General features: G+C 42.6%; 25 protein-coding genes, 2 rRNA genes and 1 pseudogene. 20 read left to right on the top strand and 8 right to left on the bottom strand.

Going from position 1 to position 25,908, the window contains the following annotated elements:
• Nucleotides 1-42: 42 nt before the first annotated feature.
• Both HYG89_RS08150 and rph read right to left on the bottom strand, forming a co-directional pair.
• Complete coding sequence (locus HYG89_RS08150) at nucleotides 43-234, bottom strand: hypothetical protein (RefSeq protein WP_178867033.1); 192 nt, start codon at nucleotides 232-234, stop codon at nucleotides 43-45.
• A 162-nt stretch (nucleotides 235-396) separates the two neighbouring features.
• Nucleotides 397-1,113 (bottom strand): ribonuclease PH, encoded by a 717-nt coding sequence (gene rph, locus HYG89_RS08145; protein ID WP_004974074.1) that lies wholly within the window; start codon nucleotides 1,111-1,113, stop codon nucleotides 397-399.
• A 204-nt stretch (nucleotides 1,114-1,317) separates the two neighbouring features.
• On the opposite strand from rph, the gene HYG89_RS08140 reads away from it, so the two are divergent.
• A complete protein-coding gene (locus tag HYG89_RS08140) occupies nucleotides 1,318-1,974 on the top strand; it encodes a TetR family transcriptional regulator (RefSeq protein WP_178867114.1) in 657 nt (218 codons plus the stop codon).
• Between the two features lie 114 nt (nucleotides 1,975-2,088).
• Here the strand turns inward: HYG89_RS08140 and HYG89_RS08135 are convergent, their stop codons facing one another.
• A complete protein-coding gene (locus HYG89_RS08135; RefSeq protein WP_004974070.1) occupies nucleotides 2,089-2,709 on the bottom strand; it encodes a thiol:disulfide interchange protein DsbA/DsbL in 621 nt (206 codons plus the stop codon).
• Nucleotides 2,710-2,890: 181 nt separating this feature from the next.
• Between HYG89_RS08135 and ubiG the strand changes: the two genes are divergently transcribed.
• The 15 genes and pseudogenes from ubiG (at nucleotide 2,891) to HYG89_RS08060 (ending at nucleotide 16,210) form a co-directional block, all read left to right on the top strand.
• On the top strand, nucleotides 2,891-3,607 hold the full coding sequence (ubiG, locus tag HYG89_RS08130; RefSeq protein ID WP_178867031.1) for a bifunctional 2-polyprenyl-6-hydroxyphenol methylase/3-demethylubiquinol 3-O-methyltransferase UbiG: 717 nt from the start codon (nucleotides 2,891-2,893) through the stop codon (nucleotides 3,605-3,607).
• Nucleotides 3,604-4,311: an HAD family hydrolase gene (locus HYG89_RS08125; RefSeq protein WP_178867029.1), complete on the top strand. Its 708-nt coding sequence runs from the start codon at nucleotides 3,604-3,606 to the stop codon at nucleotides 4,309-4,311. The genes ubiG and HYG89_RS08125 overlap by 4 nt, the downstream gene beginning before the upstream one ends.
• An 81-nt stretch (nucleotides 4,312-4,392) precedes the next feature.
• Entirely contained in the window at nucleotides 4,393-5,139 is a 747-nt protein-coding gene (locus tag HYG89_RS08120) for a YciK family oxidoreductase (protein WP_131261239.1), read from the top strand.
• 311 nt (nucleotides 5,140-5,450) lie between these two features.
• Nucleotides 5,451-6,017 (top strand): annotated as a pseudogene (msuE, locus tag HYG89_RS08115) (FMN reductase); the annotation flags it as partial.
• A gap of 327 nt (nucleotides 6,018-6,344) precedes the next feature.
• Nucleotides 6,345-6,764, top strand: a complete 420-nt coding sequence (locus HYG89_RS08110; RefSeq protein WP_178867025.1) for a hypothetical protein — start codon at nucleotides 6,345-6,347, stop codon at nucleotides 6,762-6,764.
• Nucleotides 6,765-6,902: 138 nt separating this feature from the next.
• Nucleotides 6,903-7,058, top strand: coding sequence for a hypothetical protein (locus tag HYG89_RS08105; RefSeq protein ID WP_165492522.1), 156 nt, complete (start codon nucleotides 6,903-6,905; stop codon nucleotides 7,056-7,058).
• Between the two features lie 243 nt (nucleotides 7,059-7,301).
• Nucleotides 7,302-7,691 carry an RcnB family protein gene (locus tag HYG89_RS08100; RefSeq protein ID WP_131261242.1) on the top strand — a complete coding sequence of 130 codons (390 nt, stop codon included), beginning with the start codon at nucleotides 7,302-7,304 and terminating at the stop codon, nucleotides 7,689-7,691.
• 425 nt (nucleotides 7,692-8,116) lie between these two features.
• On the top strand, nucleotides 8,117-8,500 hold the full coding sequence (locus tag HYG89_RS08095) for an RcnB family protein (RefSeq protein WP_178867023.1): 384 nt from the start codon (nucleotides 8,117-8,119) through the stop codon (nucleotides 8,498-8,500).
• Between the two features lie 145 nt (nucleotides 8,501-8,645).
• Nucleotides 8,646-9,992 (top strand): amino-acid N-acetyltransferase, encoded by a 1,347-nt coding sequence (gene argA, locus HYG89_RS08090; protein ID WP_178867021.1) that lies wholly within the window; start codon nucleotides 8,646-8,648, stop codon nucleotides 9,990-9,992.
• A gap of 352 nt (nucleotides 9,993-10,344) precedes the next feature.
• The gene (locus HYG89_RS08085; protein WP_178867019.1) at nucleotides 10,345-11,328 is read left to right on the top strand and encodes a sulfonate ABC transporter substrate-binding protein; all 984 of its coding nucleotides are present in this window, start codon (nucleotides 10,345-10,347) and stop codon (nucleotides 11,326-11,328) included.
• A gap of 22 nt (nucleotides 11,329-11,350) precedes the next feature.
• Nucleotides 11,351-12,346: an aliphatic sulfonate ABC transporter substrate-binding protein gene (locus tag HYG89_RS08080; protein ID WP_178867017.1), complete on the top strand. Its 996-nt coding sequence runs from the start codon at nucleotides 11,351-11,353 to the stop codon at nucleotides 12,344-12,346.
• Between the two features lie 23 nt (nucleotides 12,347-12,369).
• Entirely contained in the window at nucleotides 12,370-13,548 is a 1,179-nt protein-coding gene (ssuD, locus tag HYG89_RS08075) for an FMNH2-dependent alkanesulfonate monooxygenase (RefSeq protein ID WP_131261247.1), read from the top strand.
• On the top strand, nucleotides 13,545-14,360 hold the full coding sequence (gene ssuC, locus HYG89_RS08070) for an aliphatic sulfonate ABC transporter permease SsuC (protein ID WP_131261248.1): 816 nt from the start codon (nucleotides 13,545-13,547) through the stop codon (nucleotides 14,358-14,360). The genes ssuD and ssuC overlap by 4 nt, the downstream gene beginning before the upstream one ends.
• Nucleotides 14,361-14,452: 92 nt before the next feature.
• A complete protein-coding gene (locus tag HYG89_RS08065) occupies nucleotides 14,453-15,175 on the top strand; it encodes an ABC transporter ATP-binding protein (protein ID WP_371971162.1) in 723 nt (240 codons plus the stop codon).
• A 357-nt stretch (nucleotides 15,176-15,532) separates the two neighbouring features.
• Entirely contained in the window at nucleotides 15,533-16,210 is a 678-nt protein-coding gene (locus HYG89_RS08060) for a TetR family transcriptional regulator C-terminal domain-containing protein (RefSeq protein ID WP_178867015.1), read from the top strand.
• 79 nt (nucleotides 16,211-16,289) lie between these two features.
• Here the strand turns inward: HYG89_RS08060 and HYG89_RS08055 are convergent, their stop codons facing one another.
• Nucleotides 16,290-16,856: a 5'-methylthioadenosine/S-adenosylhomocysteine nucleosidase gene (locus tag HYG89_RS08055; RefSeq protein ID WP_136144516.1), complete on the bottom strand. Its 567-nt coding sequence runs from the start codon at nucleotides 16,854-16,856 to the stop codon at nucleotides 16,290-16,292.
• 207 nt (nucleotides 16,857-17,063) lie between these two features.
• Here HYG89_RS08055 and ribF point away from each other — a divergent pair, with 207 nt between their 5' ends.
• The 4 genes from ribF to HYG89_RS08035 all read left to right on the top strand — a co-directional run bounded on the left by ribF (nucleotide 17,064) and on the right by HYG89_RS08035 (nucleotide 21,985).
• Nucleotides 17,064-18,065 carry a riboflavin biosynthesis protein RibF gene (gene ribF, locus HYG89_RS08050; protein ID WP_178867014.1) on the top strand — a complete coding sequence of 334 codons (1,002 nt, stop codon included), beginning with the start codon at nucleotides 17,064-17,066 and terminating at the stop codon, nucleotides 18,063-18,065.
• 66 nt (nucleotides 18,066-18,131) lie between these two features.
• Nucleotides 18,132-20,978 carry an isoleucine--tRNA ligase gene (gene ileS, locus HYG89_RS08045; protein ID WP_178867012.1) on the top strand — a complete coding sequence of 949 codons (2,847 nt, stop codon included), beginning with the start codon at nucleotides 18,132-18,134 and terminating at the stop codon, nucleotides 20,976-20,978.
• Nucleotides 20,971-21,510 (top strand): signal peptidase II, encoded by a 540-nt coding sequence (gene lspA / locus HYG89_RS08040; protein WP_004974039.1) that lies wholly within the window; start codon nucleotides 20,971-20,973, stop codon nucleotides 21,508-21,510. The genes ileS and lspA overlap by 8 nt, the downstream gene beginning before the upstream one ends.
• Nucleotides 21,503-21,985 carry a peptidylprolyl isomerase gene (locus HYG89_RS08035; protein ID WP_004974037.1) on the top strand — a complete coding sequence of 161 codons (483 nt, stop codon included), beginning with the start codon at nucleotides 21,503-21,505 and terminating at the stop codon, nucleotides 21,983-21,985. The genes lspA and HYG89_RS08035 overlap by 8 nt, the downstream gene beginning before the upstream one ends.
• A 424-nt stretch (nucleotides 21,986-22,409) precedes the next feature.
• On the opposite strand, the gene HYG89_RS08030 is transcribed toward HYG89_RS08035, so the two are convergent.
• The 4 genes from HYG89_RS08030 to HYG89_RS08015 all read right to left on the bottom strand — a co-directional run.
• The gene (locus HYG89_RS08030; RefSeq protein WP_178867010.1) at nucleotides 22,410-23,579 is read right to left on the bottom strand and encodes a PQQ-dependent sugar dehydrogenase; all 1,170 of its coding nucleotides are present in this window, start codon (nucleotides 23,577-23,579) and stop codon (nucleotides 22,410-22,412) included.
• A 191-nt stretch (nucleotides 23,580-23,770) separates the two neighbouring features.
• On the bottom strand, nucleotides 23,771-25,129 hold the full coding sequence (locus tag HYG89_RS08025; RefSeq protein WP_004974034.1) for an MFS transporter: 1,359 nt from the start codon (nucleotides 25,127-25,129) through the stop codon (nucleotides 23,771-23,773).
• 332 nt (nucleotides 25,130-25,461) lie between these two features.
• Nucleotides 25,462-25,576, bottom strand: a 5S ribosomal RNA gene (rrf, locus tag HYG89_RS08020).
• 223 nt (nucleotides 25,577-25,799) lie between these two features.
• A 23S ribosomal RNA gene (locus HYG89_RS08015) occupies nucleotides 25,800-25,908 on the bottom strand; the annotation flags it as partial.

Here is a 25,908-nt window from a genome sequence, read left to right as displayed (position 1 = left end):
CAGGAGGCAAGCTTGCCTCCTTTTTTATGCCTGAATTGCTACTCAATCATCATCTTCGTTGTCGTTGTCGTTGTCGTTGTCGTTGTCGTTGTCGTTGTCGTTGTCGTTGTCGTTGTCGTTGTCAGAAGCTTGACCGAGTACGCTACGATTGTCTTCATTTTCACGTTCTGAACGTGAATCACATGCGGTCAGTAGCAACATCATTGCAGACATCAAAATAATCAGTAATTTCATGGGCATCTTCCTGTTTTAAACATTTTTGATCATCTTAAAAGAATCCACGCATCGGTATTGTATAATTTTGATTCAGCCCTCCTGACATGATTCAAGCGCATCCATAAAAAAACGCATCCGAAGATGCGTTTAAAACAGTGGTACAATCTTAGAAAACTTGGTTTACCAACCTAAAGCCTGTTGCTGTTTTTTCACCAATTCCTGAATACCTTTTTCTGCCATTTCCAACATGGCATTACATTGCACACGATTAAACGGCTTATCTTCAGCAGTACCCTGAATTTCAATAAATTCACCTGCTTGTGTCATCACCACGTTTAAATCAGTTTGGCAATTTGAATCTTCTTCATAGCACAAATCCAATAACACTTGGTCTTGGTACATGCCCACAGAAATTGCAGCCACCAAACCCTTTAATGGATCATGCTTAATTTTTTTCTTTTCTAGCAACACATTCATAGCATCAATCAATGCCACTGCTGCACCTGTAATGGCTGCAGTACGGGTACCGCCATCGGCCTGAATCACATCGCAGTCAATGGTAATGGTGTTTTCACCCAGTTTCTTCAAATCGACCATGGCACGCAAGCTACGACCAATTAAGCGCTGAATTTCCTGTGTACGTCCGCTTTGTTTACCACGCGCCGCCTCACGGTCACTACGGGTATGGGTTGAACGTGGCAACATGCCATATTCTGCAGTTACCCAACCTTGTCCCTGCCCCTTTAAAAAGCGCGGTACAGAGTTATCAATACTTGCAGTACACAAAACTTTGGTATGACCAAACTCTACCAACACTGAACCTTCAGCATAGCGAGTATAGTTACGGGTAATTTTTACCTCACGTAATTGATCTAAAGCTCGTTGGTCAATACGCATAATGTGTCCTTATTTTTGGCTCAAATAAATTGCCCTCAAGTATAACAGATGCCACAGCGCAGGTCGCTTTTCCAAAGCTTGACGTGTGCTGTTTCGGTAAATTTTGCCTGTATTTTTACAAAGTGGCTTCATTCATCTTTTAGTATTATCGTGAAACACAGGTTTTTGTTAGACTGCGCGGCACTGGCAGAATCAGGAAATACAATGTCGATTCGGGAAGAACGAAAACAACAAAGTCGTCAGGCAATTATGGATGCAGTGCTGCAACTTTGCAGCGCAGGACGTGCATTTAGCAGCATTAGCTTAAGAGAAATTTCACGACAGATTGGACTGGTGCCCACCGCATTTTATCGGCATTTTCAAGATATGGATGAGTTGGGGCTAGATTTGGTCGATCAAGTTGCCTTGCACATTAAAGGTATTTTGTATCAGTTGGGACAAGCTTATTTATACCAACCCGATGCACAGACCGAAAAGGCATTGACCCTATTTTTTAAATCTGTCGATCAACATCCACAACAATGGATTTTTTTAATTGCCGAACGCTGGGGCGGTTCGACCATTTTACGGCAAGCCATCGCCCGTGAAATTGATTTTTTAATTGAAGATTTAGCTAATGATTTACAACGGGTCGAAAGCGTACAACATTTTCAGCATGCTGAAGATTTTCACATTCTGGCCAATATTTTAATTAATTTATCGTTAAATTGGGCAATGAGCTGGATTGGTTTAGAACGCCAATTTGAAGCCGAAAAATTACCTGAACAACAGCAGCGTTTTATTCAACAAACCATTACTCAAGTACATTTATTATTTCGTGGCATTTGCCACTGGCAACGTCCGCAGCCTGTCGCAGATTAAACATACAACACACTTTTAACCTGCATTAAAAAAACCGCAATGACGTTGCAATCATTGCGGTTTTTAGCGATGCGCTGCTGATTCAGCCTTGCATCATCTTGTTATTGCATCTGCTTATTTCTTAGCTTTACGCTCTTGATCAACCAAGTAGTTCACTACTTGAATCACTTTGCCGTTATCGCCTTGAACGATATATTTACCATTCACCACCACCGCAGGTACACCTGTCAATTGGTACTGACGCGCCAATTGTTTAGCTTGTGAAATTTTAGAGGTGATCGCAAACGAGTTAAACATGCTGTTAAATTTCGCTTCAGGTACACCATATTTCACAAAGAATTTAGCTTGTGATTGTTGGTCAAAAATTTGCTGACCTTTGTCATGAATGGCATGGAAAAGTGGCAAGTGAGTTTTCTTGCGCACACCCAAAGCTTCAGACACATAATAACCACGTGCATTCATTTCCCAAACAGGATTCATGGCTGCAGGAGTACGCACAAAATTCACATCTTTAGGTAACTGGCGTAACCATGTTTGCATATATGGTTCTAAAGTAAAGCAGTGACCACAGCCATACCAAAAGAACTCACGCACTTCAATTTTACCCGGTACATCAACCTTACCCGGGTTGGCGACAACGCTATAATCTTTACCTGCTACAAAATTTGCCGCCATAGTGCTACCAGAAATAGCAAAGATGGCTGTTGCCAAACTACCTAAAAGGAATTTTTTCATTGCGTTTATAATCCTCTAAATCATTCTGTTTAGTGTATGGCAACACTATAAATCAATTATGCTGATTTCGTTTTCCTTCTGTGAACTTTTTTACAGCTTTTATCGCTTTTTTTAGAATTAACGCTACACTAGGGTTTATATCTATTTTTCCAATTATCACGACCCAATTGAGGTGGCACCCATGTCGCATTTGAATGTTGATCCACAAGAAATTGCCAAATTTGAAGCATTTGCAGCCATATGGTGGGATCAGCATTCCGAGTTCCGTCCCCTGCACATGATTAATCCACTGCGCTTAAACTGGATTGATGAGCACGCAGGCGGCTTGGCAGGCAAGAAAGTGCTAGACGTCGGCTGTGGTGGTGGTATTTTGGCAGAAAGCATGGCTCGTCGCGGTGCCAATGTGCTTGGAATTGATATGGGCGAAGCACCTTTAAACGTGGCACGCCTGCATGCAGAACAAGAAGGCGTACACAATATTGAATATCGCCAAATTCCTGTTGAGCAATTGGTAGATGAGCAAGCTGGTCAATACGATGTGGTGACTTGCATGGAAATGTTAGAGCACGTACCTGATCCGGCCTCGATTATTCAAGCCTGCCAAAAACTGGTCAAGCCGGGCGGTCATGTATTTTTCTCGACCATTAACCGCAACCCTAAATCATACCTATTTGCCATTATTGGGGCAGAATACGTGCTGCGCATGTTAGCCAAAGGCACACACGATTATCATAAATTTATTAAACCGTCTGAATTGGCACACGACATTCGCCAAGCGGGTTTAAAACTTAAAGATATGACGGGTTTACACTACAACCCACTGACTAAACGCTATTGGTTGGCACCTAATGTTGATGTGAACTACATGGTTTACACGGTCAATGAGGTAACAGAATGAAAGCCGTTTTATTCGACCTCGATGGCACCTTAATTGATACCGCTGCAGATTTTATTCGCATCATTCAAGACATGTGCCGTGACAAAGGCTGTGAGATTGTGGCAGCAGATGCCATTCGTACACAGGTGTCTGAAGGTGCACGGGCAATGGTAAAACTGGTCTATCCAGAACTTGAGGTAGATGACCCTGTATTTCTTGCGCACCGACAACGCTTTTTAGACCTGTACGGTGCAGATATTGCGGTAGAAACCGATCTTTTCGAGGGCATGTATCCACTGCTCGAAGCTTTGGAACAGCGTCAAATTCCGTGGGGAATTGTCACCAATAAACCCCGCTGGCTCAGCGAAGCACTGCTCAAAACACTGAATTTAACTGACCGCTGTGCGGTTTTGGTCTGCCCTGAAGATGTTAGCCGTACCAAGCCAGACCCAGAACCTATGTATTTGGCGGCCAAACAGATTGAAATTGCCCCTGAAGATTGTATTTATGTGGGTGACCATCCACGTGATATTGATGCAGGCCGCAATGCCAATATGTACACCATTCTGGCCGCTTACGGTTATTTACCGTTACAACACAAAGATGACTTAACAGCGTGGCAAGCAGATTGTATAGTGGATTCAGTCGCTGAATTACATACGGTTTTAGACAAATTGGTGCTGCAAGCCGCAACATTATCAAGCAGCCTGAATGCCAATACCTGAGTTGATTCTATAACACCTGTCAAAGCACGAATATCACCTTTAAAACATGACCAATAAAAAATCAATATAGGAGGGATGACCATGAAATACTCAGAATATCAACCTCGCCCCGATCTGTTAAAAGATCGCATTATCCTCATTACCGGTGCGGGAGATGGTATTGGACGTGCCGCTGCCCTCAGTTATGCCCTGCATGGGGCCACTGTGGTATTGCATGGTCGTACCCTCAATAAACTTGAAGTCATTTATGATGAAATTGAAAGTTTAGGTGCACCACAACCTGCTATTTTACCGCTGCAACTGTCTAGCGCTTCGCCACGTGACTATGAGTTGCTGGTCGATACTCTAGAGAAACAATTCGGACGTTTAGACGGTATTTTGCACAATGCGGGCATTTTAGGTGAACGCACCGAGCTGGCCAATTACCCTGCAGATGTCTGGGATGATGTCATGGCGGTAAATTTACGTGCGCCTTTTGTCTTGACTCAGGAATTATTGCCGCTCTTGGCAAAATCAGAACATGCCTCGGTGGTATTTGCCAGTTCAGGGGTTGGTCGTGAAGCACGTGAACGCTGGGGGGCTTATTCAGTTTCTAAAATTGCGATTGAAGCAGTCAGCCAATTATTTGCCAAAGAGCAAGTTCACCCGAATATTCGCTACAACTGCATTAATCCAGGTGCGACCCGCACAGCCATGCGTGCCAAAGCCTATCCAGATGAAGATCCAAAAACCTTACCAACACCCGATGCAATCATGCCTGCCTATTTATATTTAATGGGCGATGACAGCTTACACATGAACGGTCAAAGTATTGATGCACAGGATTAATCCTGTGCGTCTGCTTCCCGTTTTTTATGACTATGCTTGTGCAAAAAATCGTCATTTTTCAGCTTTTTTAAATTGCTTGAATACGCATCACTTTTTTATATATATGCCATCTATAAACGAAAAACCTTATTTAGATAAAATATAAATATAAATTTTAACAACTTATGCTTTAGTTTTTAGCCCCAATCCATGCCTAGAGTGCATATCTAGAAATGAGATAACTTTACAGCTTTTGCTTATTTTACAGTGCACAGCCCAATCATGATTAATAGCGACATTCCAAATTAATTTATTTTTAGGTTGTTCAGCACATGTCATATTCTCAGCAAAAACCGCTCAATATTGTTGCCATTTCCGGGGGGCTCAATGCACCTTCTAAAACAGAAGCGCTGTTACAGACCCTAGTAGAGCGTTTGGCCAGAGCCATCCCGATTCAGGTACATTTCATTAAATTTAGTGAAATTGCGCCACTTTTAGGTGGTGCAATTTACCGCAATCAATTGCCTCAACAAGTGCAAGACGATTTAGCTACTGTAGAAAATGCAGATGCACTGATTGTAGGAACACCTGTCTATCGGGCTTCATTTACAGGTTTATTTAAACATTTCTTTGACTTTGTTGAACAAAATGCATTGATTGATGTGCCTGTATTATTGGCTGCGTCTGGTGGCAGCGAGCGACATGCACTGGTTTTAGAACATCAATTGCGCCCTTTATTCAGTTTTTTCCAAGCACAAACCTTGCCTATTGGTGTCTATGCCACAGACCGCGATTTTAGTCCTGAATATACCGTACAAAGTGAACTCCTTAATGAGCGAATCAATTTGGCCATTACCCGTGCAGTTCCAGTTTTGCAATGGGAAGCAGCCAAATCACAGTACACTATAGCCCAAACACAAGTGGCTTAATAACCACTACACATAGCACAGCTTGATCACAACCCACCCACACGGGATAGATATATGAAATACATTATCTATCCCACACATGACTTAGCCTTCATGCTGCCAGTGCTACAGCAAATTCAGATCAGCTTTCTTTTTTATGCAAGTTGCATATCATACTGCCAGTTTTCAGACCTTCATCTTGTGTAAAATAAGCACTTAAAGGCCACCGCAGTAATTGTCTGTATGCATCTTGCATAAACAGAATTCACTCGCTACGCTTCTGCCTTTCTATCCCACTCTTACGCTGCAGAGAACAACATGACTGAATTAAATAACATCACCGTAACCCCGCTAGAAGATGGCATGGTGTCTTTACTGATTGATGGTCAGCCTATTTCTGAAAAATACGGCATGAAGTTTGAAGCCAGCATCGTGGATGATATTCAAGCGCTCGACAACGGCCAAAAAATCAAATTGTTTGATCAGTTTGTGTTTTCACATACCGATCTCAATTTTGAACACGCTTACCACTATGTCACTGGCATTGAAAAGTTGGATGATCGCTATCACGTGGTTAAAAACTTTGTCTATCGTATTAAAATTGAAGGGCAACCTGAAATTGAACACGTGATTACAAAACAAGGTGCACCGATGACAGCTGAAGATGTACGTGAATTTATTAATGCACATATTCAAAAATCACTCACCGACTATACCGACTTAAACTACGCTTACTAAAATCCAGTGAAGCTACCAAACTCAGGGGCAATACATCAATCGATTTATTGGATTGAAATTATAAAACTAAACTGTTTTTCAAATTAATGTAAATCCTTTATTCTAAATCCATCTTCAACAGTATTGAGGTAGATTGCGATGACGGATATGAAACGAAAAACAGCCGTGATTCAAAGTATTGAAACTTTACAACTGAGCCAACATTTGATTGTTGCCTTAGATGACAAAGAAAAAGCCGAATGTGTAGCGAGCGCAGTGCAGTCTTTACAAGGTTTAGCAGATCAGTGGAACTGATGCATCCCATAGCAGCTCGCTGCTATGGTCATGCTCGATCTAAAATATAATACCCCAACCCCTTCCCCTATATTTTCTGCATGCACATACATTCAAAATGCTTTTTTTGTCGCATAATAGAATAGACTCTATACTGTAGCATCAGGCTTTATTTAAAAAATTCATGTGCTTTCTTCACAGTTTCTCTGCATTTAATGGCTAAAGTATGAACTGTGAAATAGAGATGAGAAATGAGGGGTTTACATGAAAAAGATTTTGACAGTTCTGGCAATGTCTTTCAGTGCTTTACTTGGCAGTAATTTAGCAACTGCTGCTCCTCAATTTGATCGGGATGATGCGGAACACCCGCGTTATCAGGCACAAAATAAACGTGAATTTCGTGCCAATATGGAAGAGCGTGTACAAGATAAGCGTCGTATGCGTGAAGAACGTGGTGTAAAACGCTTGCAGCAACATAAGTGGCAAACGGGCTATGTCATGCCGCAGCACTATCGTGGTAATGGCTATAAGGTCGATTATCAAGATCACGACTTGCCTAGACCTGAACGTAAGCAACAATGGTATAAAATCAATCAGGACTATATTTTAGTCGATTTGGAAAACCATCATATCTTGCGTATTGCAGGTTCTTGACATCCTCCCCCCTTAAAAGAGGGTGATTCCTACAGCTAGACGCTTATGCCCAAGCGCAAGTATTTTTAAAACTGTATTTACACAGAATTATTTACACCCTCCAATGCTTAAAGCTAAATTAACATAATCAGCTTATACGCAATTTCAATTTACCCCATATTATTCAATATCTTAGAAAAATCATAAAGCCCAAGTATATATATCTGGGCTTTTTATAGATTCTTTACTTTCCACGGTAATCCCTTCAAAAGAATAGATAACCAAGCACATCTTGGTTTCTCATCTTGCAAAGCGGTACATCCATTCTCCTCGTTTTCTCCATCAAATTCACAATTCAGCCAACTATCCACCATCGTTTCTCTTGAGTTCTGCATTAATTTGAATGCATCAACTCAACATTCAAAAGAAACCGAAGGTGAACATTCATGAAAAAAGCGCTCAGCATTCTTGCCCTGTCTGTAACGGCCATCCTGACAACTTCTGCAATGGCTGCACCAGACCACCGTTATGATGACCGTCGCCATCAAGCAAATGCCACCTATAAACATCACAGCAACCACTGGGACAATCAACGTCAGCATACGCAATGGGAGCAAAAACGTTATAATCAGAAACGTGTGAATCCAAGCCGTGACTGGCGTGTAGGTCAAAACCTCCCACGCGGATATGATGCGAACCGCTACAAAGTCAGTGATCGTGAAGCACGTCGTTTACCCAACACAGGTCGTTATCAGCAGTGGTATAAAGTCAACGGTGACTATGTGCTGATTAATGAGCGCACCCAGCGTATTATTCGTATTATTGGCTAAAACCGTTCAGCCTGAGCTGAAAAATAGCATTTCTCCACAACACCTGAAGCACCATTCAGGTGTTTTTTTATATTTAGTCTTCCGCTGCAGAATTTTTTGATTAGAATCAAAGACAGCACCATCGATCATTACAGCAGGCCAACGAATGACTCCAACTGAAAACCCGCACAGCACAACCTTACAATATGTGCATTGGTTTAGACATTCTGCGCCTTATATCAATGCCCACCGCAATAAAACCTTTGTGATTATGTTCGATGGTGAAGCGGTTTTGCATGAAAACTTTCAGCACATTATTCATGATATTGCCCTACTGCATTCGCTGGGAATTCGTCTGATTTTGGTCCACGGCGCACGTCCACAAATTAATCAAAATCTGAAATTCAGCCAAATTGACACCCCTTTTCATTTGCAACGTCGTGTCACCACACGTGAGTCATTATCCTGTGTGATGAATGCGGTGGGTTCAATTCGTCTGCAAATTGAAGCCTTATTGTCGATGGGGCTGGCCAACTCTCCCATGTATGGCGCACGTATCGATGTGGTGTCGGGTAACTTCATTACCGCCAAACCGTATGGCATCCGTGATGGGGTCGATTACCAACTCACAGGTGAAGTCCGCAGTGTCGATACCGATGCCATTCAGCGCCATTTAGAAAACCACAATATTGTGTTGTTAGGGCCTACAGGCTATTCCAGCACAGGTGAAGTATTTAATCTTTTGGCAGAAGAAGTCGCCACCAAAACTGCCATTCATTTAAAAGCTGATAAGCTCATTTTCTTAGGCGAACAGCACGGATTAGTGAATACCGAAAGGCAATTGCAACGTGAAATTCACCCACAACACTTAAATCAATATATTCAGGCTGCGCAACAGCATCATCCTGAATTGGCACTACACTTAAATGCAGCACAAGAGGCTTCGCTCAACGGCGTGCATCGTGTACATCTGATTTCTTATGCTTATGATGGTGCATTATTAGAAGAGCTATTTACCCGCGATGGTTCAGGCACGATGGTCAGTGATGCACATTATGAAGAAGTACGTACAGCCAATATTCAAGATGTGGGCGGTCTGATTCGACTATTACGCCCTTTAGAAGAAGAAGGTGTATTGGTGTATCGCTCACGTGAACGTCTGGAAAATGAAATTGGGCAATTTGCAGTGATTGAGCGAGATGGCATGATTCTAGCCTGTGCAGCACTCTACCCTATTCCTACCACAGGCAATGAATTAAGGTCTGCTGAAATTGCCTGCGTGGCCGTGCATCCTGCTTATCGTAAATCGAACCGTGGCCGCCAAATTCTGGATTATTTAGAAGATAAAGCCAAAGCCATGGGTATTCAGCAGTTGTTTATTTTGACTACCCGCACCGCACATTGGTTTTTAGAACAAGGCTTTTCCCCTGCCAGTGTCGATGAACTGCCCGATGCCCGTCAGGCCTTATATAACTATCAACGCAACTCCATTGTTTGCAAAAAGTCACTATAAAGTGACTTTTTGCCTGTAGGCGATATAGCTCAATTTTGCATAAGCTTATGCAACCAGTTCAAAAAATACTTCTATTTTGAAAACAAAGCCTTAGCTGTAAATTCACTATATTTATCTCTCAACTTCAATAATAAAAATAAGCAATAAAAATCATAAACTTAAAAATAAATACTGCTGACTATCCTCCTACAATTTGTGCAGTTTTAAACATAAGGTTTGCACTTTTTTATTTATCTCAATTTCTGCTTAGAAATTTCCGATTTATTATTTTTTTCAAAAAACAAACCTGTTTAGCGTATGTGTCATCTAGCCCGCTACACCCGTTGGGGTTTATTTTCAGGAGCACATTTGCATGTACCCAATTTCGACATCTTTTTGGAAAAAAACGATTTTTACATCTACGGCTTGGGTCGGAATCATGCTGCTCTCAGGCTGTACTCCAAACCAAGCTGCCAATCAAATCACCTTAAATATTGGCTATCAAAAATACGGTATTTTGCCAATTGTCAAAGAACGTGCCGTACTGGAAAACGCCCTTAAAAATCAGAATGTCAAAATTAATTGGGTGGAATTTCCTGCAGGCCCTCAACTGTTAGAAGGCTTAAATGTAGGCAGTGTGGTTTTTGGGGAAGCAGGAGAAGCACCGCCTATTTTTGCTCAGGCAGCACAAGCCGACTTGGTCTACGTGGCTAATCAGCCTGCTGCACCTTTAGCTGAGGCGCTGATTGTACCCAAAAATTCAAACCTCCAGTCTGTCCAAGATTTAAAAGGCAAACGTATTGCACTCAATAAAGGTTCCAATGTGCATTATCTGCTTTTAAAAGTTTTGCAAGCGCATCAGCTCAAACTTGAAGATATTCATGTGGTGTATTTACCCCCTGCCGATGCCCGAGCTGCATTTGAACGTGGTGCTGTCGATGCATGGGTCATTTGGGATCCCTTCTTTGCTGCGGCAGAACAACAGCTGGGTGCGCGTGTTCTGGCCACAGGGCAAAACTTGGTGAGCAATCATCAGTTTTATTTGGCAGATCGTCAATTTTCCGAAGCTCATCCTGAATTGTTAAACACAGTGGTACAGCAACTGAATACCACCACACAGTGGATTCAGCAACATCCACAACAGGCTGCACAACTCTTAGAAAAACCGACAGGTTTATCAGTCGATATTTTGAGCCGTTCTATTGCCCGCATGGGTTTTGGTGTGCAAAACATTTCTGCACAAGTGGTTCAACAACAACAGCAAGTTGCAGATGCCTTCTATCAACAAAAGTTAATTCCACAAAAAATTGACATTCAAGCTGCAATTTTAAAACCCACAACAAGCACATCGCCATAAAACAAAAAATCAGGACAGTTAAATGAAAGCGCTACAAACATTCACATTATTTAGTTTAGGTCTATTCAGTCTGGGCTTCACAGGCTGTGAAAAAATTTCAGCCAGTGCGGATTCAGCAAAAAGTTCTGCTGCCCCTCTGCAACATCTCAGCATTGGTTACCAAAAGTCTGCTTTAAATTTACTGGTTGCCCGTCAACAAAAGTTATTTGAGCAGCAACTGCCCAATGTCAAAGTTGACTGGAAAGAGTTTCCTGCTGGCCCACAAATGCTAGAAGCCTTGGCGGTGGGTGCTGTCGATTTTGGCTACGTGGGCAATACCCCGCCTATTTTTGCCCAAGCTGCAGGCAAAGATATTAGCTATGTCGGTTATGAAGTGGTGACCCCAACTTCACAGGCTTTGGTCGTTCCATCAGGCAGCCCGATTCAATCGTTGCAAGATTTAAAAGGCAAACGCATTGCCGTGCAAAAAGGCTCTAGTGCGCATGAATTATTGGGCAAAGTATTAAAGCAAGCCCAGCTAAGCTGGAAAGACATTCAACCTATTTGGCTTGCGCCTGCAGAAGCTCGTGCAGCATTTGATAAAAACAGCATTGATGCTTGGGTCATTTGGGATCCATTTTTAAGTGCTGCCAAGCTCGATGCGCAAGCACAGGTCTTGATTGATGGCACAGCATTCCCAAAAAGTTATGCCTTCTATATTGGCAATCCTAAATTTATACAGCAGCACCCTCAAGCGGTCAGCAAGGTTTTAGCAAGCTTGAATGCTGCAGATCAATGGATTCTTCAGCATCAAGATCAGGCTTTGTCTATTTACACCCAAAGTACAGGTTTAGCACCACATATTGCCACACCCGTATTTCAGCAACGCTTAAAACCATCTCCAATTTACCCGCTGAACAATCAGGTCATTCAATCACAACAACACATTGCCAACAGCTTTCAGCAAGACCAACTGATTCCGCAGTCTATCAAAATTCAAAGTGTGGTTTGGAAAGACCAGCACAGCATTACACCTTAAACATACACAACAAGGATATTAAGATGAAAATTTTTTGGTTTATTCCTACCCACGGTGACAGTCGTTATTTAGGTACCAACAAGGGCGCTCGCCAAGTCGATCATGCCTATATGAAACAAATCGCACTGACTGTTGAACATTTGGGTTATGAAGGGGTTTTAATTCCTACAGGCCGTTCTTGTGAAGATCCGTGGATTACTGCAGCCAGTCTGATTGACGCCACACAAAAGCTCAAATTTTTGGTGGCATTACGTCCAGGTATTACCACACCTGCGTTGGCGGCACGCATGGCTGCAACCTTTGACCGACTATCACATGGTCGTCTTTTACTGAATTTGGTCACAGGTGGCGATGAACAAGAGCTCAAAGGTGATGGGCTCTATGAAGATCACAGCACCCGTTATCAAACTGCGGCAGAATACACCCACATTTGGCGTGAAATTTTAAGCCGTTCACATTCAGGTGAGTCGTTCAGTTTTCATGGCAAACGCTTACAGGTTGATGATGCTAAATTGCTATATCCACCTGTACAACATCCACATCCGCCACTATGGTTTGGTGGTTCCTCTGAAGCAGCCATTGAGCTGGCCAGCGAACAGGTGGATACCTATTTAACCTGGGGTGAACCACCTGCTGCAGTCAAAGAAAAACTTGAACTATTAAAAGCCAAAGCAGCTGCTAAAGGACGCAGTTTAAATTACGGCATTCGCTTGCATGTGATTGTTCGTGAAACCAATGCCGAAGCATGGCAAGCAGCAGAAGACCTGATTCAATATGTAGATGATGCCACCATTGCCTCAGCACAGGCTAAGTTCCAAGCCATGGACTCGGTTGGACAACGTCGCATGGCGGCATTGCATCAAGGGAATCGTAGCCAGCTGGAAGTATCGCCTAACCTGTGGGCAGGTGTTGGTTTGGTCCGTGGTGGTGCAGGAACGGCCTTGGTAGGCGACCCTGAAACGGTGGCAGCTCGCATTCAGGAATATGCAGACTTAGGCATCAGTACCTTTATTTTCTCTGGTTATCCGCATTTGGAAGAGTCTATTCGCTTTGCTGAGTTGGTTTTCCCACTGTTACCACTGGAAACCCAAAAGAAACTGGCTCAACCTAATTTAACTGGTCCTTTTGGTGAAATTGTAGCAAATCAATATGTACCTGCTGCTCATACATCTGCACAGCGTAAACTGGAGCAAGTCGAATGAGTCAGCAAATACCCTCAAGTTTAGGCAAAGCGCAAAAGGTTTCACGTGGAACATTGATTGGACAACAACTGCTGCCGTGGTTGTTCCCCATCGCTTTAATTGCCTTGTGGCAACTGGCCTCAAGCACAGGCCTTTTGCAAAGCCGCATTTTACCCGCACCAAGTGCAGTACTCAGTGCCTTTTGGACGTTACTTAGCAGTGGTGAATTAGCGCAACACGTTCAAGTCAGTGCAGGGCGTGCCCTGCTAGGCTTGCTGATTGGTGGTGGATTAGGACTGCTGTTAGGCTTACTCAACGGCTCATCTAAAACAGCCTCGACGCTGCTTGACACCACCTTACAAATGATTCGCAACATTCCTGCACTGGCACTGATTCCACTGGTGATTTTATGGTTTGGTATTGATGAAACAGCCAAATTATTTTTAGTTGCTGTGGGGGTGTTTTTCCCAGTCTATATCAACACCTACCACGGAATTCGTTCTGTAGATTCACAGTTGCTGGAAATGGGTAAAAGTTATGGGCTCACCCGCTGGCAATTGTATAAAGACATTATTTTACCCGGGGCGATGCCGTCTATTTTAGTCGGTTTACGTTTTTCGCTTGGTTTGGTGTGGGTTCTGTTAATTGTGGCAGAAACAATTTCTGCTCAGGCAGGCATTGGCTATATGACCATGAATGCACGCGAATTCCTACAAACCGATATTGTACTGGTGGGTATTTTACTTTACGCCCTGCTGGGTAAACTGGCCGATGTGTTCGCGGTACTGTTAGAAAAGTATTTACTACGCTGGCATCCAGCCTATCAAAAATAAGGATTATCCCCATGACAGATTTAAGCTTGGGACGTCATGTACACAGCACAGACCTCCCTCACCAATCTCCAACTGCGCAGTACAACAATACAATGGGTGCAGAAATTCTCATTGAACAACTGCACAAGTTTTATGGTTCAGTTCAGGTTTTAACCGACTTAAATTTGCATATTCAGCCTGGTGAGTTTCTGGCAATTGTTGGACGCAGTGGCTGTGGTAAAAGTACCTTGCTGCGTCTAATAGCCGATCTTGAACAAGCCAGCTATGGTTCCATTCAATTTAAGTCAGCACGACATATTCGAGAAGGCATTACATCCGATGATATACGGGTCATGTTCCAAGACCCTCGCCTATTGCCTTGGCGTAATATCCAACAGAACGTACAACTGGGTTTGGCCAACGCTCAACATGCAGAAGCCGCCAACTTACTTGAAAAGGTCGGTCTGCAAGCGAAGGCCGATTTATGGCCAAGCCAACTTTCAGGAGGACAACGTCAACGTGTGGCTTTAGCACGTGCTCTGTCACATCGACCACGCATTTTATTGCTTGATGAACCCTTAGGCGCATTAGATGCCCTGACACGTTTAGAAATGCAGAACCTGATAGAGCAACTTTGGCTCGAACAAGGTTTCACCGCCATTTTAGTCACGCACGATGTCAGTGAAGCAGTACAACTGGCTGATCGGATTATTTTGCTCGATCAGGGACGTATTGCCCAACAGTTTCAGGTGCCACTGGCACGACCACGCCAAAAAAGTGTGCAATTTGCCACATTAGAACAACAGGTCTTAAGTGCAGTATTGGCAACTGAATAATCTTGACGCTAACAATGGGCTAGATTCTCCCATTGTTAGGGCAATACAAATGCTCATCTATTCCTCTTGATTAAGGCACTCGATTCATTCTTTAATTTTTTTAAACAAACCCAAGCTTAAGCACCGTAAAACTTCACTTTTACCATTTATAAATAAAATCAACAAACGCTAATCATTTAGTCAAAAAATACATGAGCAAATATACTCCCCAACCCTAATTGGTTTTTTGATTGATTGCATAGCTAAACTACAGAATAAACTAAAAATATTTTAAAAATACATCTTTAAAAGATGCACAAGCCTGATGATTTGCCGTACAATTAATAATTCCCTTTTTTCATTGTTTTAAAATTACGAATGGAACAAAAAAAGAGTACACAAAAACGCCATCAGCTTCTCAATGCTGCACTCGACGTATTTTCTTTATACGGATTTAGCGGCGCAAGTTTGGATGAAATCGCACAAATTGCAGAGATGCATAAGTCGAATATTTTCTATTATTATGAAAATAAAGAAGCCTTATATGTTGAAGTACTAACTACAGTACTACAAAAATGGCTTGCACCTTTGCAAATGCTCGAAGCTGAACTCGAGCCTGATGAAGCAATTACCAATTATCTGCTGCAGAAAATTGAGGTTTCACGTACTCAGCCAAAAGCATCACGTCTATTTGCATTAGAAGTGATTCAAGGTGCGCCACATATTCAGGAAATTTTAAAAGGCCCTCTGAAAAAACTGGTCAAACGCAAAGCCAAAGTCATTACCATGTGGCAAGATCAAGGCAAACTGTCTAAGCAGATTGATCCTGAATTGCTTATTTTGAATATTTGGGCGATTACCCAAAACTATGCCGACTTTGCAACGCAAATGGAAATGGTGACAGGTAAAACCCTGCGCAACCGCAGCATGTTGCAACGTGTCTTGCAACATACAGTTCACATGATGCTCTACGGTATTATGCCGCGTCAGGACGAAGTGGATGCACCTCAAGCCGCTGTGGTCACTGCCACACCTGAACAAGAATCAGAAGACTAATTGCACAGCACTAACTAAGATACGCACTTTTACTCACGACCCTAGTTATGACTAGGGTCGTGGCGTTTTGGCAACGATATTATTTAAGACCCTGATACAAAGACAATAGTTTTTGCGCACCCAACAACAAGTTTTCTTCCCAGTCTAAATGTGCCGTATCATTGGCACCATCGGTAATGTATTTCACCGACAGCATTCGCACCCCTAATTTTTTACAGACTTTGGCAATCGCATAGCCTTCCATGTCAACCAACTGACACGGTACTTTGGGCGTACCCGTTTCAAAGCTATCCCCCGTACCACAAATGCCACTTGGCAAATGCTCAAAATAGCGTTCCAAATGAATTTCTGCAGGATGTTCCTGATCCATTGGCGTGACCCCCACCTGAAAACCCAACGGAGAAACATCCATATCGCGCTGCACAAACTGGCAGACTTCCACCAAAGCATGTGCATCAAAATGTGAGCTGCCAGCTGTGCCTAAATTCAATAAAGTTTTACAACCTGTCTTTTGAATCACTTCAAAGGCTTTAAATGCAGCATTGACCTTGCCAATGCCACTGTAATGCACCTGAATCCCAGCCTGCTCAAACAAGCCTTTAGACTCACTGGGCAATGCCATAATTAAAGCGAAATCAGAATTCATCACTATTTACTCGTACAGATCATTGAAACTGGGCACATTAGAAAAGAAAATCTGACGCGGTGCAAATCCAGTTCACCTTTCGCGCTCAAATAGTCGGATTTTGCCTGATTTTCAGATAATTTTTCAGGTTAAAAACACAACAGCAAGACGAAAGCGCGAGAATATGGCAATATATAGCCCTTACAAATTTTCAACTTTCATCCGATCATGCAGCTGCTCCGCCTGAATGCTTTATCTTCAACCACCGACCTCGCCCAAACTGCCGTGACCATTGGCAATTTTGATGGCGTGCATGTCGGTCATCAGGCGATGATTCAACAACTCAAAGCAGTGGCTGCCGCACAACAACTAAAAACGGTGGTGATGCTATTTGAACCACAACCACTGGAATTTTTTAAAGGTTATGATGCCCCGCCACGTATCAGTTCTTTGCGGGAAAAAGTCGAATATCTGACTGAATTGGGCATCGACTACATTGCAGTAGCGAAATTTGACAATCATTTCCGCAGTTTAAGCGCCGAAGCCTTTGCAAAACTTTTAAAAGATACCCTGAATGCCTCGCATTTGGTCTTGGGTGATGACTTCCATTTTGGTAAAAACCGCCAAGGCAATAGCGAGTTTTTGCGCAACTATGGCTTTCAGGTCACCAATTTAAACACCATTGAACTAAATGGTGAGCGTGTTAGCTCAACCCGTATTCGTCAAACTTTACAAGCAGGCGATTTGGCACTGGCAGCCAAACTGCTTGGACGCCCATATAGCATTACAGGGCGCGTCCAATATGGCGATCAAATTGGTCGTACCCTAGATTTTCCAACCATTAATGTGCGCTTAAACCGCCATAAACCCTGCTTAAATGGCATTTATGGCGTTGAAGTGGTGTGTGAAACCACCGCTTTAAGTGAAAAAGTCAAACATGATCATCCCGATAAAACGGGTGTTGCAGGCTACAGCCCGAACAGTCTGTTTGGTGCAGGACATGTGGGTACGCGCCCAGCCATCCAACAAGTACAGCCCGAATGGCGATTAGAAGTACATTTCCCCAATGTTTCTGCTAATCTGTATGGCTTATTAATGCGGGTCACATTTTTAAACTATTTACATGGCGAAAAAAATTACCCTTCGCTTGAAGCACTCAAAGCGGGAATTGATGATGATGTTGAAAAACTTCTTGAATTTCGACAAGATCATCCAAATTTCCCTTTTTAATTTACCCTAAATATTTAATGTAAAACGCGTCAGTCCATGGGCTGATTCAACTGGAAGACAACTTGCATGAGCGATAAGCAAACTCCTGAAAATGCAGTGGATTATAAAGCCACGCTAAACCTCCCAGGTACTGAATTTGCAATGAAAGCAAATCTCGCAGTACGTGAAGCGAAATGGTTAGAAGAGTGGTATGCCGACAACATTTATCAGCAGATTCGTGCATCGCGTATTGGCAAGAAAAAATATGTGCTTCACGATGGCCCTCCGTATGCCAATGGTCAAATTCACTTGGGTCACGCGGTCAATAAAGTCCTGAAAGACATTATTATTAAAAGCCGTGTCATGGATGGCTATGACGCACCTTATGTTCCAGGCTGGGACTGCCACGGTCTACCAATTGAGCTCAAAGTAGAAGAAAAAGTCGGTAAAGTTGGCGTTAAAGTAGATGCCTCAACTTTCCGTAAAGCCTGCCGTGAATATGCTTACACCCAAGTTGAATTACAGAAAAAAGACTTCGTGCGTATGGGTGTATTTGGTGATTGGGATAACCCTTACCTCACCATGAATTTCAAGCAAGAAGCCGACATCGTACGTTCATTGGGTGCAATTGCCAAAGCAGGCCATATTGAACCTGGTCTAAAACCTGTGAATTGGTGTCTAGATTGTGGTTCTGCACTGGCAGAAGCCGAAGTTGAATATGAAGATAAAAAATCCGATGCAATTGATGTCGGTTTTGCTGTTGTTGATTTAGCCGATTTATCTGCACGTTTGGGCGTTCAAATTACCGATGCAACAGATATCGTGATTTGGACCACAACACCGTGGACATTGCCTGCTAACCAAGCTGTTGCCTTGCATGCCGAAATTGAATATCAATTGGTAAAAGCACGTAGCGATGAAAAAGCAGCACAAAACTTTATTTTAGCCAAAGAATTAGTACAGTCTGCAACTGAACGCTATGGCTTTAACAGCTATGAATTGTTGGCAGACTTTACTGGTGACAAACTTGAAAACCTGATCTTGCAACACCCACTAATTCAAGAGCGTCAAGTACCGGTAATTTTAGGTGAACACGTCACCGCTGCCAGCGGTACTGGTGCAGTACATACCGCACCTGGACACGGTGTGGACGACTATAAAGTCGGTTTACAATACAACCTGAAAGTTGACAATCCTGTCGGTGGCAATGGCGTATATTTACCTACTGCACCAATCTTTGCAGGCGAACACATCTACAAAGCCAATCCACAAATTATTGCGACTTTGGCAGAAAACAATAAGCTGTGGGCACATCACCCAATCAAACACAGCTATCCGCACTGCTGGCGTCATAAAACTCCAATTATTTTCCGCGCTACACCACAATGGTTTATCAGCATGGATGCCGAAGGTTTACGTCAAGGCGCACTGAATGCGATTGAAAATGACATCAGCTTTGTACCTGATTGGGGTAAAAACCGTATCCAAGCGATGATTGAAGGTCGCCCAGACTGGTGTATTTCACGTCAACGTACTTGGGGCGTGCCAATTCCATTCTTTGTACATAAAGACACCAACGAATTGCACCCACGCACACCTGAATTGATCGAAGAAGTTGCGAAACTGATCGAACAAGAAGGGATTGATGGCTGGTACAACCGTGAAGCCAAAGACTTCATTGGCGAGGATGCCGAGCACTACAATGCAGTACGCGATACATTAGACGTATGGTTCGACTCAGGCACGACCCACTACGCCGTACTACGTGAGCGTGAAGAGTTGCAAGACCCAGCCGATTTATATCTTGAAGGTTCAGACCAACACCGTGGTTGGTTCCAATCTTCATTACTCACCTCGATTGCAATCAATGAACGCGCACCATATAAAGGCTTGTTAACACACGGCTTTGTGGTGGATGAAAAAGGTCGCAAAATGTCGAAATCGTTGGGTAACATCATTACTCCACAAGACATTATTAAAGACATGGGTGCAGACGGCTTACGCTTCTGGATTGCATCGGCAGATTACCGCTATGAAATGACCGCAGGTAAGGAAATCTTTAGCCGTGCCTCTGACGGTTATCGTCGTATCCGTAATACTTTGCGTTTCTTGTTGGCTAACTTAAATGGTTTCAAACCCGCTACAGATGCTCTGCCTGTAGATCAGTTGATTGCACTGGATCAATACATCCTGCAACGTGCCGCAGAAGTACAGAAAACCATTCAGCAAGCCTATGAAGATATGAACTTCCATATCGTAACCAGTGCGCTGACCAACTTCTGTATTAATGACTTGGGTGGTTTCTACCTCGATATCATCAAAGACCGTCAGTACACCACCAAAGCAGACTCGCAAGCACGTCATTCTGCACAAACAGCTTTGTATCACTTGGTTCAGGCTTTCGTTCGTTGGATGGCACCAATCTTAAGCTTTACGGCACAAGAAGCATGGCCGCTAATTCCTGAGCAATCAGAAAAATACGTGTTCACTGCAGAATGGTATGACATCCCAGTGGCTTCTGAAGCCAACATACTGGCAGAAGCGGAATGGCAAACCCTGATCGCTGTTAAATCTGCCGTCAATAAATTCATTGAAGCTGCACGTACCGCCAAAACAGTCGGTTCCAACTTGTCTGCTAAAGTTGAACTTTGGGCGAATGACGAACTCAAAGCCGTATTGGATAAACTAGGCGATGAGCTACGTTTTGTCCTGATTACCTCACAAGTGGTTGTGAATGGCTTTGATGCTGCACAAGGTGAAGCCTCTGATTTAGATGGCTTGAACGTGAAAGTTTCTGCAGCAGATGGCGAAAAATGCGTACGTTGCTGGCATGTACTCCCTGATGTGAATACACATTCTGCACACCCAGGTTTATGCTCACGTTGTATTATCAACCTTCCAACAGGTCAAGGCGAAGAGAGAAAATATGCCTAATCCACAACACAAAAAGGGCTTATTCCAGTTCTATCCACATAATTTATGGTGGGTGGGCTTGTCCATTGTCGCGATTATTCTCGACCAATGGACCAAATGGATTGCAGTATCGCATCTGAATTACGCAGATCCAGTGCCTGTATTGCCCTTTTTGAATTGGACTTTACTGCATAACTATGGCGCTGCCTTTAGTTTCTTGTCCGATGCAGGTGGATGGCAACGTTATTTCTTTACCTCACTGGCAGGTTTAGTGTCTGTAATTTTTGTATTTTGGCTAATGCGTATGCCAAAAAATGTCATCGTACTGCCTTTGGCGATTGCCTTGATTTTAGGCGGTGCGATTGGGAATTTAATTGATCGGGTCAGTCTTGGCTACGTGGTCGATTTTATTCACGTGTACTACAACAACAGCCACTTCCCTGCCTTTAATATTGCAGACAGTGCCATCACACTTGGCACCATTCTGCTGTTAATTGATACGTTTTTCCTAGAAAAGCACCGAATTGAACGAGCGCAGGCGCAACATGACTGAAATTATTAATCCAAATGATGAAACTCGTATTGAAGATGGCTCAAAAGTCGAATTGCACTTTTCTGTCGCCATTGAAAATGGTGTAGAAATTGACAACACCCGTAGCCGCGCTGAACCTGTAAGTTTGGTCATGGGCGATGGCAGCCTATTACCTGGTTTTGAAAAGTCATTATTTGGTTTACGTGCAGGTGACCGTCGTACCGTGAGTCTTCCACCTGAAGAAGCATTTGGTCCATGGAATCCTGAAAACGTACAAACTTTTGATACGGTTAAATTTGAGCAACATCCAGTTGAAGGACACATGATTGAATTTGAAGATAAAGCCAAACAAAGCCTCTATGGCGTGGTGAAATCTGTCAACGATGATGTGACTGAAGTAGACTTTAACCACCCTTTAGCGGGTAAAAATATTACCTTTGAAGTTGAAATCTTTAGAGTGACCCCAGCAGGACAACAAGGTATTAAGTTGATGTAATCAATTTGCATACTTACTGCATCTTTCTGCTGTTCAAATCTCCCAAGTACAAGAAAATGAATTTGGGAGATTTTTTATTGAATAAGATAATTATTAAATATAATCAAATACTTAAAATTAAATAAATCCAGTTTATTGATCTATATTTTACCGATATATCGTTGTACGTTTTAGCTTACATGCACTGCAGAAAATTGACGCTAGGCAAAGATCAGCTTTCATTTTATATTTAACACATACAGAAACAGGATGTTTCTAAAAGCAAGAATAACAATAATAAATAATATAACGGCAGGACGCTGAAAGGTATAACAGGAGTAATACCTAAACATAAATCTGAAAAAGCCCCGACATGATGTTGGGGCTTTTTTCTATTTGTTTTTTGTCCTACTTTGAAATAAGTTTAGACCTGAAGAAATTTATTTTATGGAGCCACCAATTTAAGCAATCTGGCAGATTGACCATCTTCAATCACCCAAATATTGCCATCCTGTGCTTGAAGTACGCCACGAATCCGCTGACCCATCTCGATACGCTGTAACTCCCGAACAGGCTGTGCTTGCGTATCCACCACAATAATTGCTTTTGAAGATAAACCACCAAGAATGGCTTTATGCTTCCAGTGTGGAAATACATCTCCCGTATAAAACATCAAACTTGAGGGAGAGATGACAGGCGTCCAATCCAGCACTGGGGCTGTAAATTCAGGACGAGTCGCATGGTCTGGAATGGGCAAACCATTATAATGATCACCGTTCGACACCAACGGATAGCCATAGTTTTCGCCTTTGGCAATCAGATTCAACTCATCACCCCCTTTAGGTCCCATTTCTGCAACCCAAAGCTGCCCTGTAGAATCGAATGCCATGCCTAAAGGGTTGCGATGTCCCAAACTCCAGACTTGCTTGGCAATCTCTCCATGTGTTTGAAATGGATTGTCTAAAGGGGTTGTGCCATCTGCATTTAGACACAAAATTTTGCCTAAATTAGATTTTAAATCCTGAGCAGGTTCAAACTTTTGTCGCTCACCAGAACTTATCCACAATTTGCCATCTGCACCAAACTTTATACGATGCGCATAGTGCCCCTGTCCCGATACTTTCGGCACTTGCTGCCAGATTCTTTGAATTTGGGTGAGTTTTGGCGTGGGTTTGGCATCTAATACAAGCTTGCCCCGAATCACGACTGCACCGTAACCACCCGCACCCGCTTCGGCATAACTTAAATAAATCTGCTGATTCTGTTTAAAGTCAGGATCTAAAATGACGTCACCCAAACCACCTTGTCCGCCATAGGCGACTTCAGGGATAGCTTGAACATCTAAGCTTTGACCTGTTTTTGGATCAAAAAGTTTTAATTTCCCCGCTTTTTCTGTAATTAATAGGCGTCCATCGGGTAATTCTGCCAATGCCCACGGCTCATTAAAATCTGCAATTGGCTGTATTTGATAGCGTTGTAAATTTTGTGCAGAAGTTGATTTTGACTCTAAAGCAGCCGTGTTCTGTTTCGGCTCAACTTGCGCATTACACCCTGTAGTTAAACCCAATACAACTAGACATATAAATCCATAGTATTGCCGATTTATCTTGAGCATCCTAATTGCTCCTCTATTCATTCAATCTTTGCTTGTGCTAATCAAGACATCATAATCAATGAAATGTACCTCGTGCACAGTAGAAATGTAGCGATACACACTTTCTTACTTAAATCTTCTACAAAGTGAATAGGCAAAAAATTAAGGAGCAATGCTCCTTAATTTCAAAGTCCCAAAACACTAACGATCAATTAACTATAAGATCGGCTGGCTTTTTTAACCACGCTTGGCTCACTCACCACCTGTGATGTACTTTGTAAACGAATCAGTGCTACTGCAATTGCACCAATCACTGCAGGAATCGCCACCGCCAAAAAGTTCATTTTATGTGGTAAATCCATGCCCAAAAGTACGCCAATAATAATAGGGCCTACAATCGCACCGACACGCCCCACTGCAGAAGCACAGCCGATACCTGTAGAACGAATCGTAAGTGGATAATACTGAGCAACAAAGCTATACAATAAAATACTGCTGCCAATGGCAGAAGCACCTGCTAAGCCCACCAATAAATAAATCACAGGCTGTGGTGAATTAAAGCCTAGACCCACTAGAGAGAATGCGCCCAATAAAAACATGCCAATAATCACAGGTTTTAAGTGGAAACGGTCTGCTAAAATCCCGCCACTGATGGTTCCGATCACAGCACCAATGTTCATCGCCATTAAGAACATTAAACTGTTACCCAGCGAATAACCTGCTGCCATCATCAGTTTTGGCAACCAACTGCCCAAAGCATAAACCATCAACAAACACATAAAGAAGCAGCACCAAAACAGCAAAGTACTCATGCCACGGTTATTTTTAAATAAGGCTGCAATTGAGGCATCTGCGGTTTGTACTTCATTTAATACAAATTGTGTTTGTGGGCTGATATTTTCTTGTGGGCTAATTTGCTGGACGATGTGACGCGCTTTTTCATGTTGCTGTTTTTTCACCAAAAAAGTTAAAGATTCTGGTAAGAAAAACCACAATAAAGGCAAAATAAGTAACGGTAATCCCGCAATATAGAACATCACTTCCCAGCCAAAGCTAGGCGTCAACCATGCACCAAGTAAGGCTGCCATAATGCCGCCCACTGCATAGCCGCTGAACATGGTGGTAACTAAGGTACTACGCATTTTTTGTGGTGCATATTCAGAGGTTAAAGCCACGAGGTTAGGCAATACCCCGCCAATCCCTAAACCTGCAATAAAACGTAAAATACCAAACTCTGTTGGGTTGGATGCAAAGCCGCCCCAAAAAGTAAAGCCACTAAATAACGTCACACAAATTAATATGACATTTTTACGGCCAATTTTGTCTGCCAACATGCCAAACAGCATGGCGCCAAACATCATGCCTGCCAGTGCCGTACTCGCAAGCATACCTGCCTGTACAGCCGTCATATTCCATTCTTGCATCAGTAGTGGTAAAGCCACACCGTTAATCGCCAAATCATAACCGTCAAAAATAACGACAAATACGCACCAAAGTACAATTTTTAAATGAAAAGGTTTAAACTTTGCTTGATCCACTACAGCATTCACATTCATTGTTGTTGCTGTCATTTTTCCCTCACCTCCAATTGTGAGCTTTTTATTTTATAAAAAATGAATGGTTATTCACTTTTGTATATAAAATGAATCAATATTCACTTTTTGTCTACAGCAAAAACTTAACTCTGGTTAATTTTCTTAAAAACCTAGACTAAAGTTGTAGATAAATTCGACCAAATAGACTTGCAGTAATTTATGATATTTTGATATATGCTATATTTTTCACATAATTTATTATTGTAAATATATTGTTTTAAACTTCTTTCTTCTACTTTTCTTCTTAATATTTTCTCTCTTGCATAAAAAAACACCCCCAACGCTAGTTGAGGGTGTTTAGAATAATGAGCTGGCGATGACTTACTCTCACATGGGTAACCCCACACTACCATCAGCGCGAAGAGGTTTCACTTCTGAGTTCGGGAAGGGATCAGGTGGTTCACTCTTGCTATTGTCGCCAGCACAACTGTTATGGACTTGTTCGGGTCTTAGTTACATTGCTTAAGCTCGATGCTTTCGCTTGTAATGCCTTACTTGGTTCCAAATGAGTTATTAACAGGTTGGCTATTGTATCTGAAATATCATGTTCAGCAAGGGCTGAATCAAGATATTTGATCTGATCAGTTTCAAGTGATCTTTTATGAATCGATTGATGCTTGTGATACAACAACTGTTTGGGTGTTGTATAGTCAAGCCTCACGAGCAATTAGTATTGGTCAGCTTCACATATCGCTATGCTTCCACATCCAACCTATCAACGTCGTAGTCTTCAACGGCTCTTTAGGAGGCATAAA

The organism is Acinetobacter sp. SwsAc5, from assembly GCF_013391485.1.
In the GTDB taxonomy this organism is placed as follows: Bacteria; Pseudomonadota; Gammaproteobacteria; order Pseudomonadales; family Moraxellaceae; genus Acinetobacter; species Acinetobacter towneri.
Note: the sequence above shows the minus strand (reverse complement) of the source record. Positions and strands in the feature narration are given on the sequence as shown.

What these genes read in the sequence shown, in the direction of transcription:
- argA (WP_178867021.1), top strand. Translation starts at nt 8,646, where the DNA reads ATGACTCCAACTGAAAACCCGCACAGCACAACCTTACAATATGTGCAT.
- HYG89_RS08060 (WP_178867015.1), top strand. Translation starts at nt 15,533, where the DNA reads ATGGAACAAAAAAAGAGTACACAAAAACGCCATCAGCTTCTCAATGCT.
- ssuC (WP_131261248.1), top strand. Translation starts at nt 13,545, where the DNA reads ATGAGTCAGCAAATACCCTCAAGTTTAGGCAAAGCGCAAAAGGTTTCA.
- HYG89_RS08085 (WP_178867019.1), top strand. Translation starts at nt 10,345, where the DNA reads ATGTACCCAATTTCGACATCTTTTTGGAAAAAAACGATTTTTACATCT.
- HYG89_RS08095 (WP_178867023.1), top strand. Translation starts at nt 8,117, where the DNA reads ATGAAAAAAGCGCTCAGCATTCTTGCCCTGTCTGTAACGGCCATCCTG.
- HYG89_RS08065 (WP_371971162.1), top strand. Translation starts at nt 14,453, where the DNA reads ATGGGTGCAGAAATTCTCATTGAACAACTGCACAAGTTTTATGGTTCA.
- HYG89_RS08140 (WP_178867114.1), top strand. Translation starts at nt 1,318, where the DNA reads ATGTCGATTCGGGAAGAACGAAAACAACAAAGTCGTCAGGCAATTATG.
- HYG89_RS08080 (WP_178867017.1), top strand. Translation starts at nt 11,351, where the DNA reads ATGAAAGCGCTACAAACATTCACATTATTTAGTTTAGGTCTATTCAGT.
- lspA (WP_004974039.1), top strand. Translation starts at nt 20,971, where the DNA reads ATGCCTAATCCACAACACAAAAAGGGCTTATTCCAGTTCTATCCACAT.
- HYG89_RS08125 (WP_178867029.1), top strand. Translation starts at nt 3,604, where the DNA reads ATGAAAGCCGTTTTATTCGACCTCGATGGCACCTTAATTGATACCGCT.
- HYG89_RS08100 (WP_131261242.1), top strand. Translation starts at nt 7,302, where the DNA reads ATGAAAAAGATTTTGACAGTTCTGGCAATGTCTTTCAGTGCTTTACTT.
- ubiG (WP_178867031.1), top strand. Translation starts at nt 2,891, where the DNA reads ATGTCGCATTTGAATGTTGATCCACAAGAAATTGCCAAATTTGAAGCA.
- HYG89_RS08110 (WP_178867025.1), top strand. Translation starts at nt 6,345, where the DNA reads ATGACTGAATTAAATAACATCACCGTAACCCCGCTAGAAGATGGCATG.
- HYG89_RS08035 (WP_004974037.1), top strand. Translation starts at nt 21,503, where the DNA reads ATGACTGAAATTATTAATCCAAATGATGAAACTCGTATTGAAGATGGC.
- ileS (WP_178867012.1), top strand. Translation starts at nt 18,132, where the DNA reads ATGAGCGATAAGCAAACTCCTGAAAATGCAGTGGATTATAAAGCCACG.
- HYG89_RS08025 (WP_004974034.1), bottom strand. Translation starts at nt 25,129, where the DNA reads ATGACAGCAACAACAATGAATGTGAATGCTGTAGTGGATCAAGCAAAG.
- HYG89_RS08055 (WP_136144516.1), bottom strand. Translation starts at nt 16,856, where the DNA reads ATGAATTCTGATTTCGCTTTAATTATGGCATTGCCCAGTGAGTCTAAA.
- rph (WP_004974074.1), bottom strand. Translation starts at nt 1,113, where the DNA reads ATGCGTATTGACCAACGAGCTTTAGATCAATTACGTGAGGTAAAAATT.
- HYG89_RS08150 (WP_178867033.1), bottom strand. Translation starts at nt 234, where the DNA reads ATGAAATTACTGATTATTTTGATGTCTGCAATGATGTTGCTACTGACC.
- HYG89_RS08135 (WP_004974070.1), bottom strand. Translation starts at nt 2,709, where the DNA reads ATGAAAAAATTCCTTTTAGGTAGTTTGGCAACAGCCATCTTTGCTATT.
- ribF (WP_178867014.1), top strand. Translation starts at nt 17,064, where the DNA reads ATGCAGCTGCTCCGCCTGAATGCTTTATCTTCAACCACCGACCTCGCC.
- ssuD (WP_131261247.1), top strand. Translation starts at nt 12,370, where the DNA reads ATGAAAATTTTTTGGTTTATTCCTACCCACGGTGACAGTCGTTATTTA.
- HYG89_RS08120 (WP_131261239.1), top strand. Translation starts at nt 4,393, where the DNA reads ATGAAATACTCAGAATATCAACCTCGCCCCGATCTGTTAAAAGATCGC.
- HYG89_RS08030 (WP_178867010.1), bottom strand. Translation starts at nt 23,579, where the DNA reads ATGCTCAAGATAAATCGGCAATACTATGGATTTATATGTCTAGTTGTA.
- HYG89_RS08105 (WP_165492522.1), top strand. Translation starts at nt 6,903, where the DNA reads ATGACGGATATGAAACGAAAAACAGCCGTGATTCAAAGTATTGAAACT.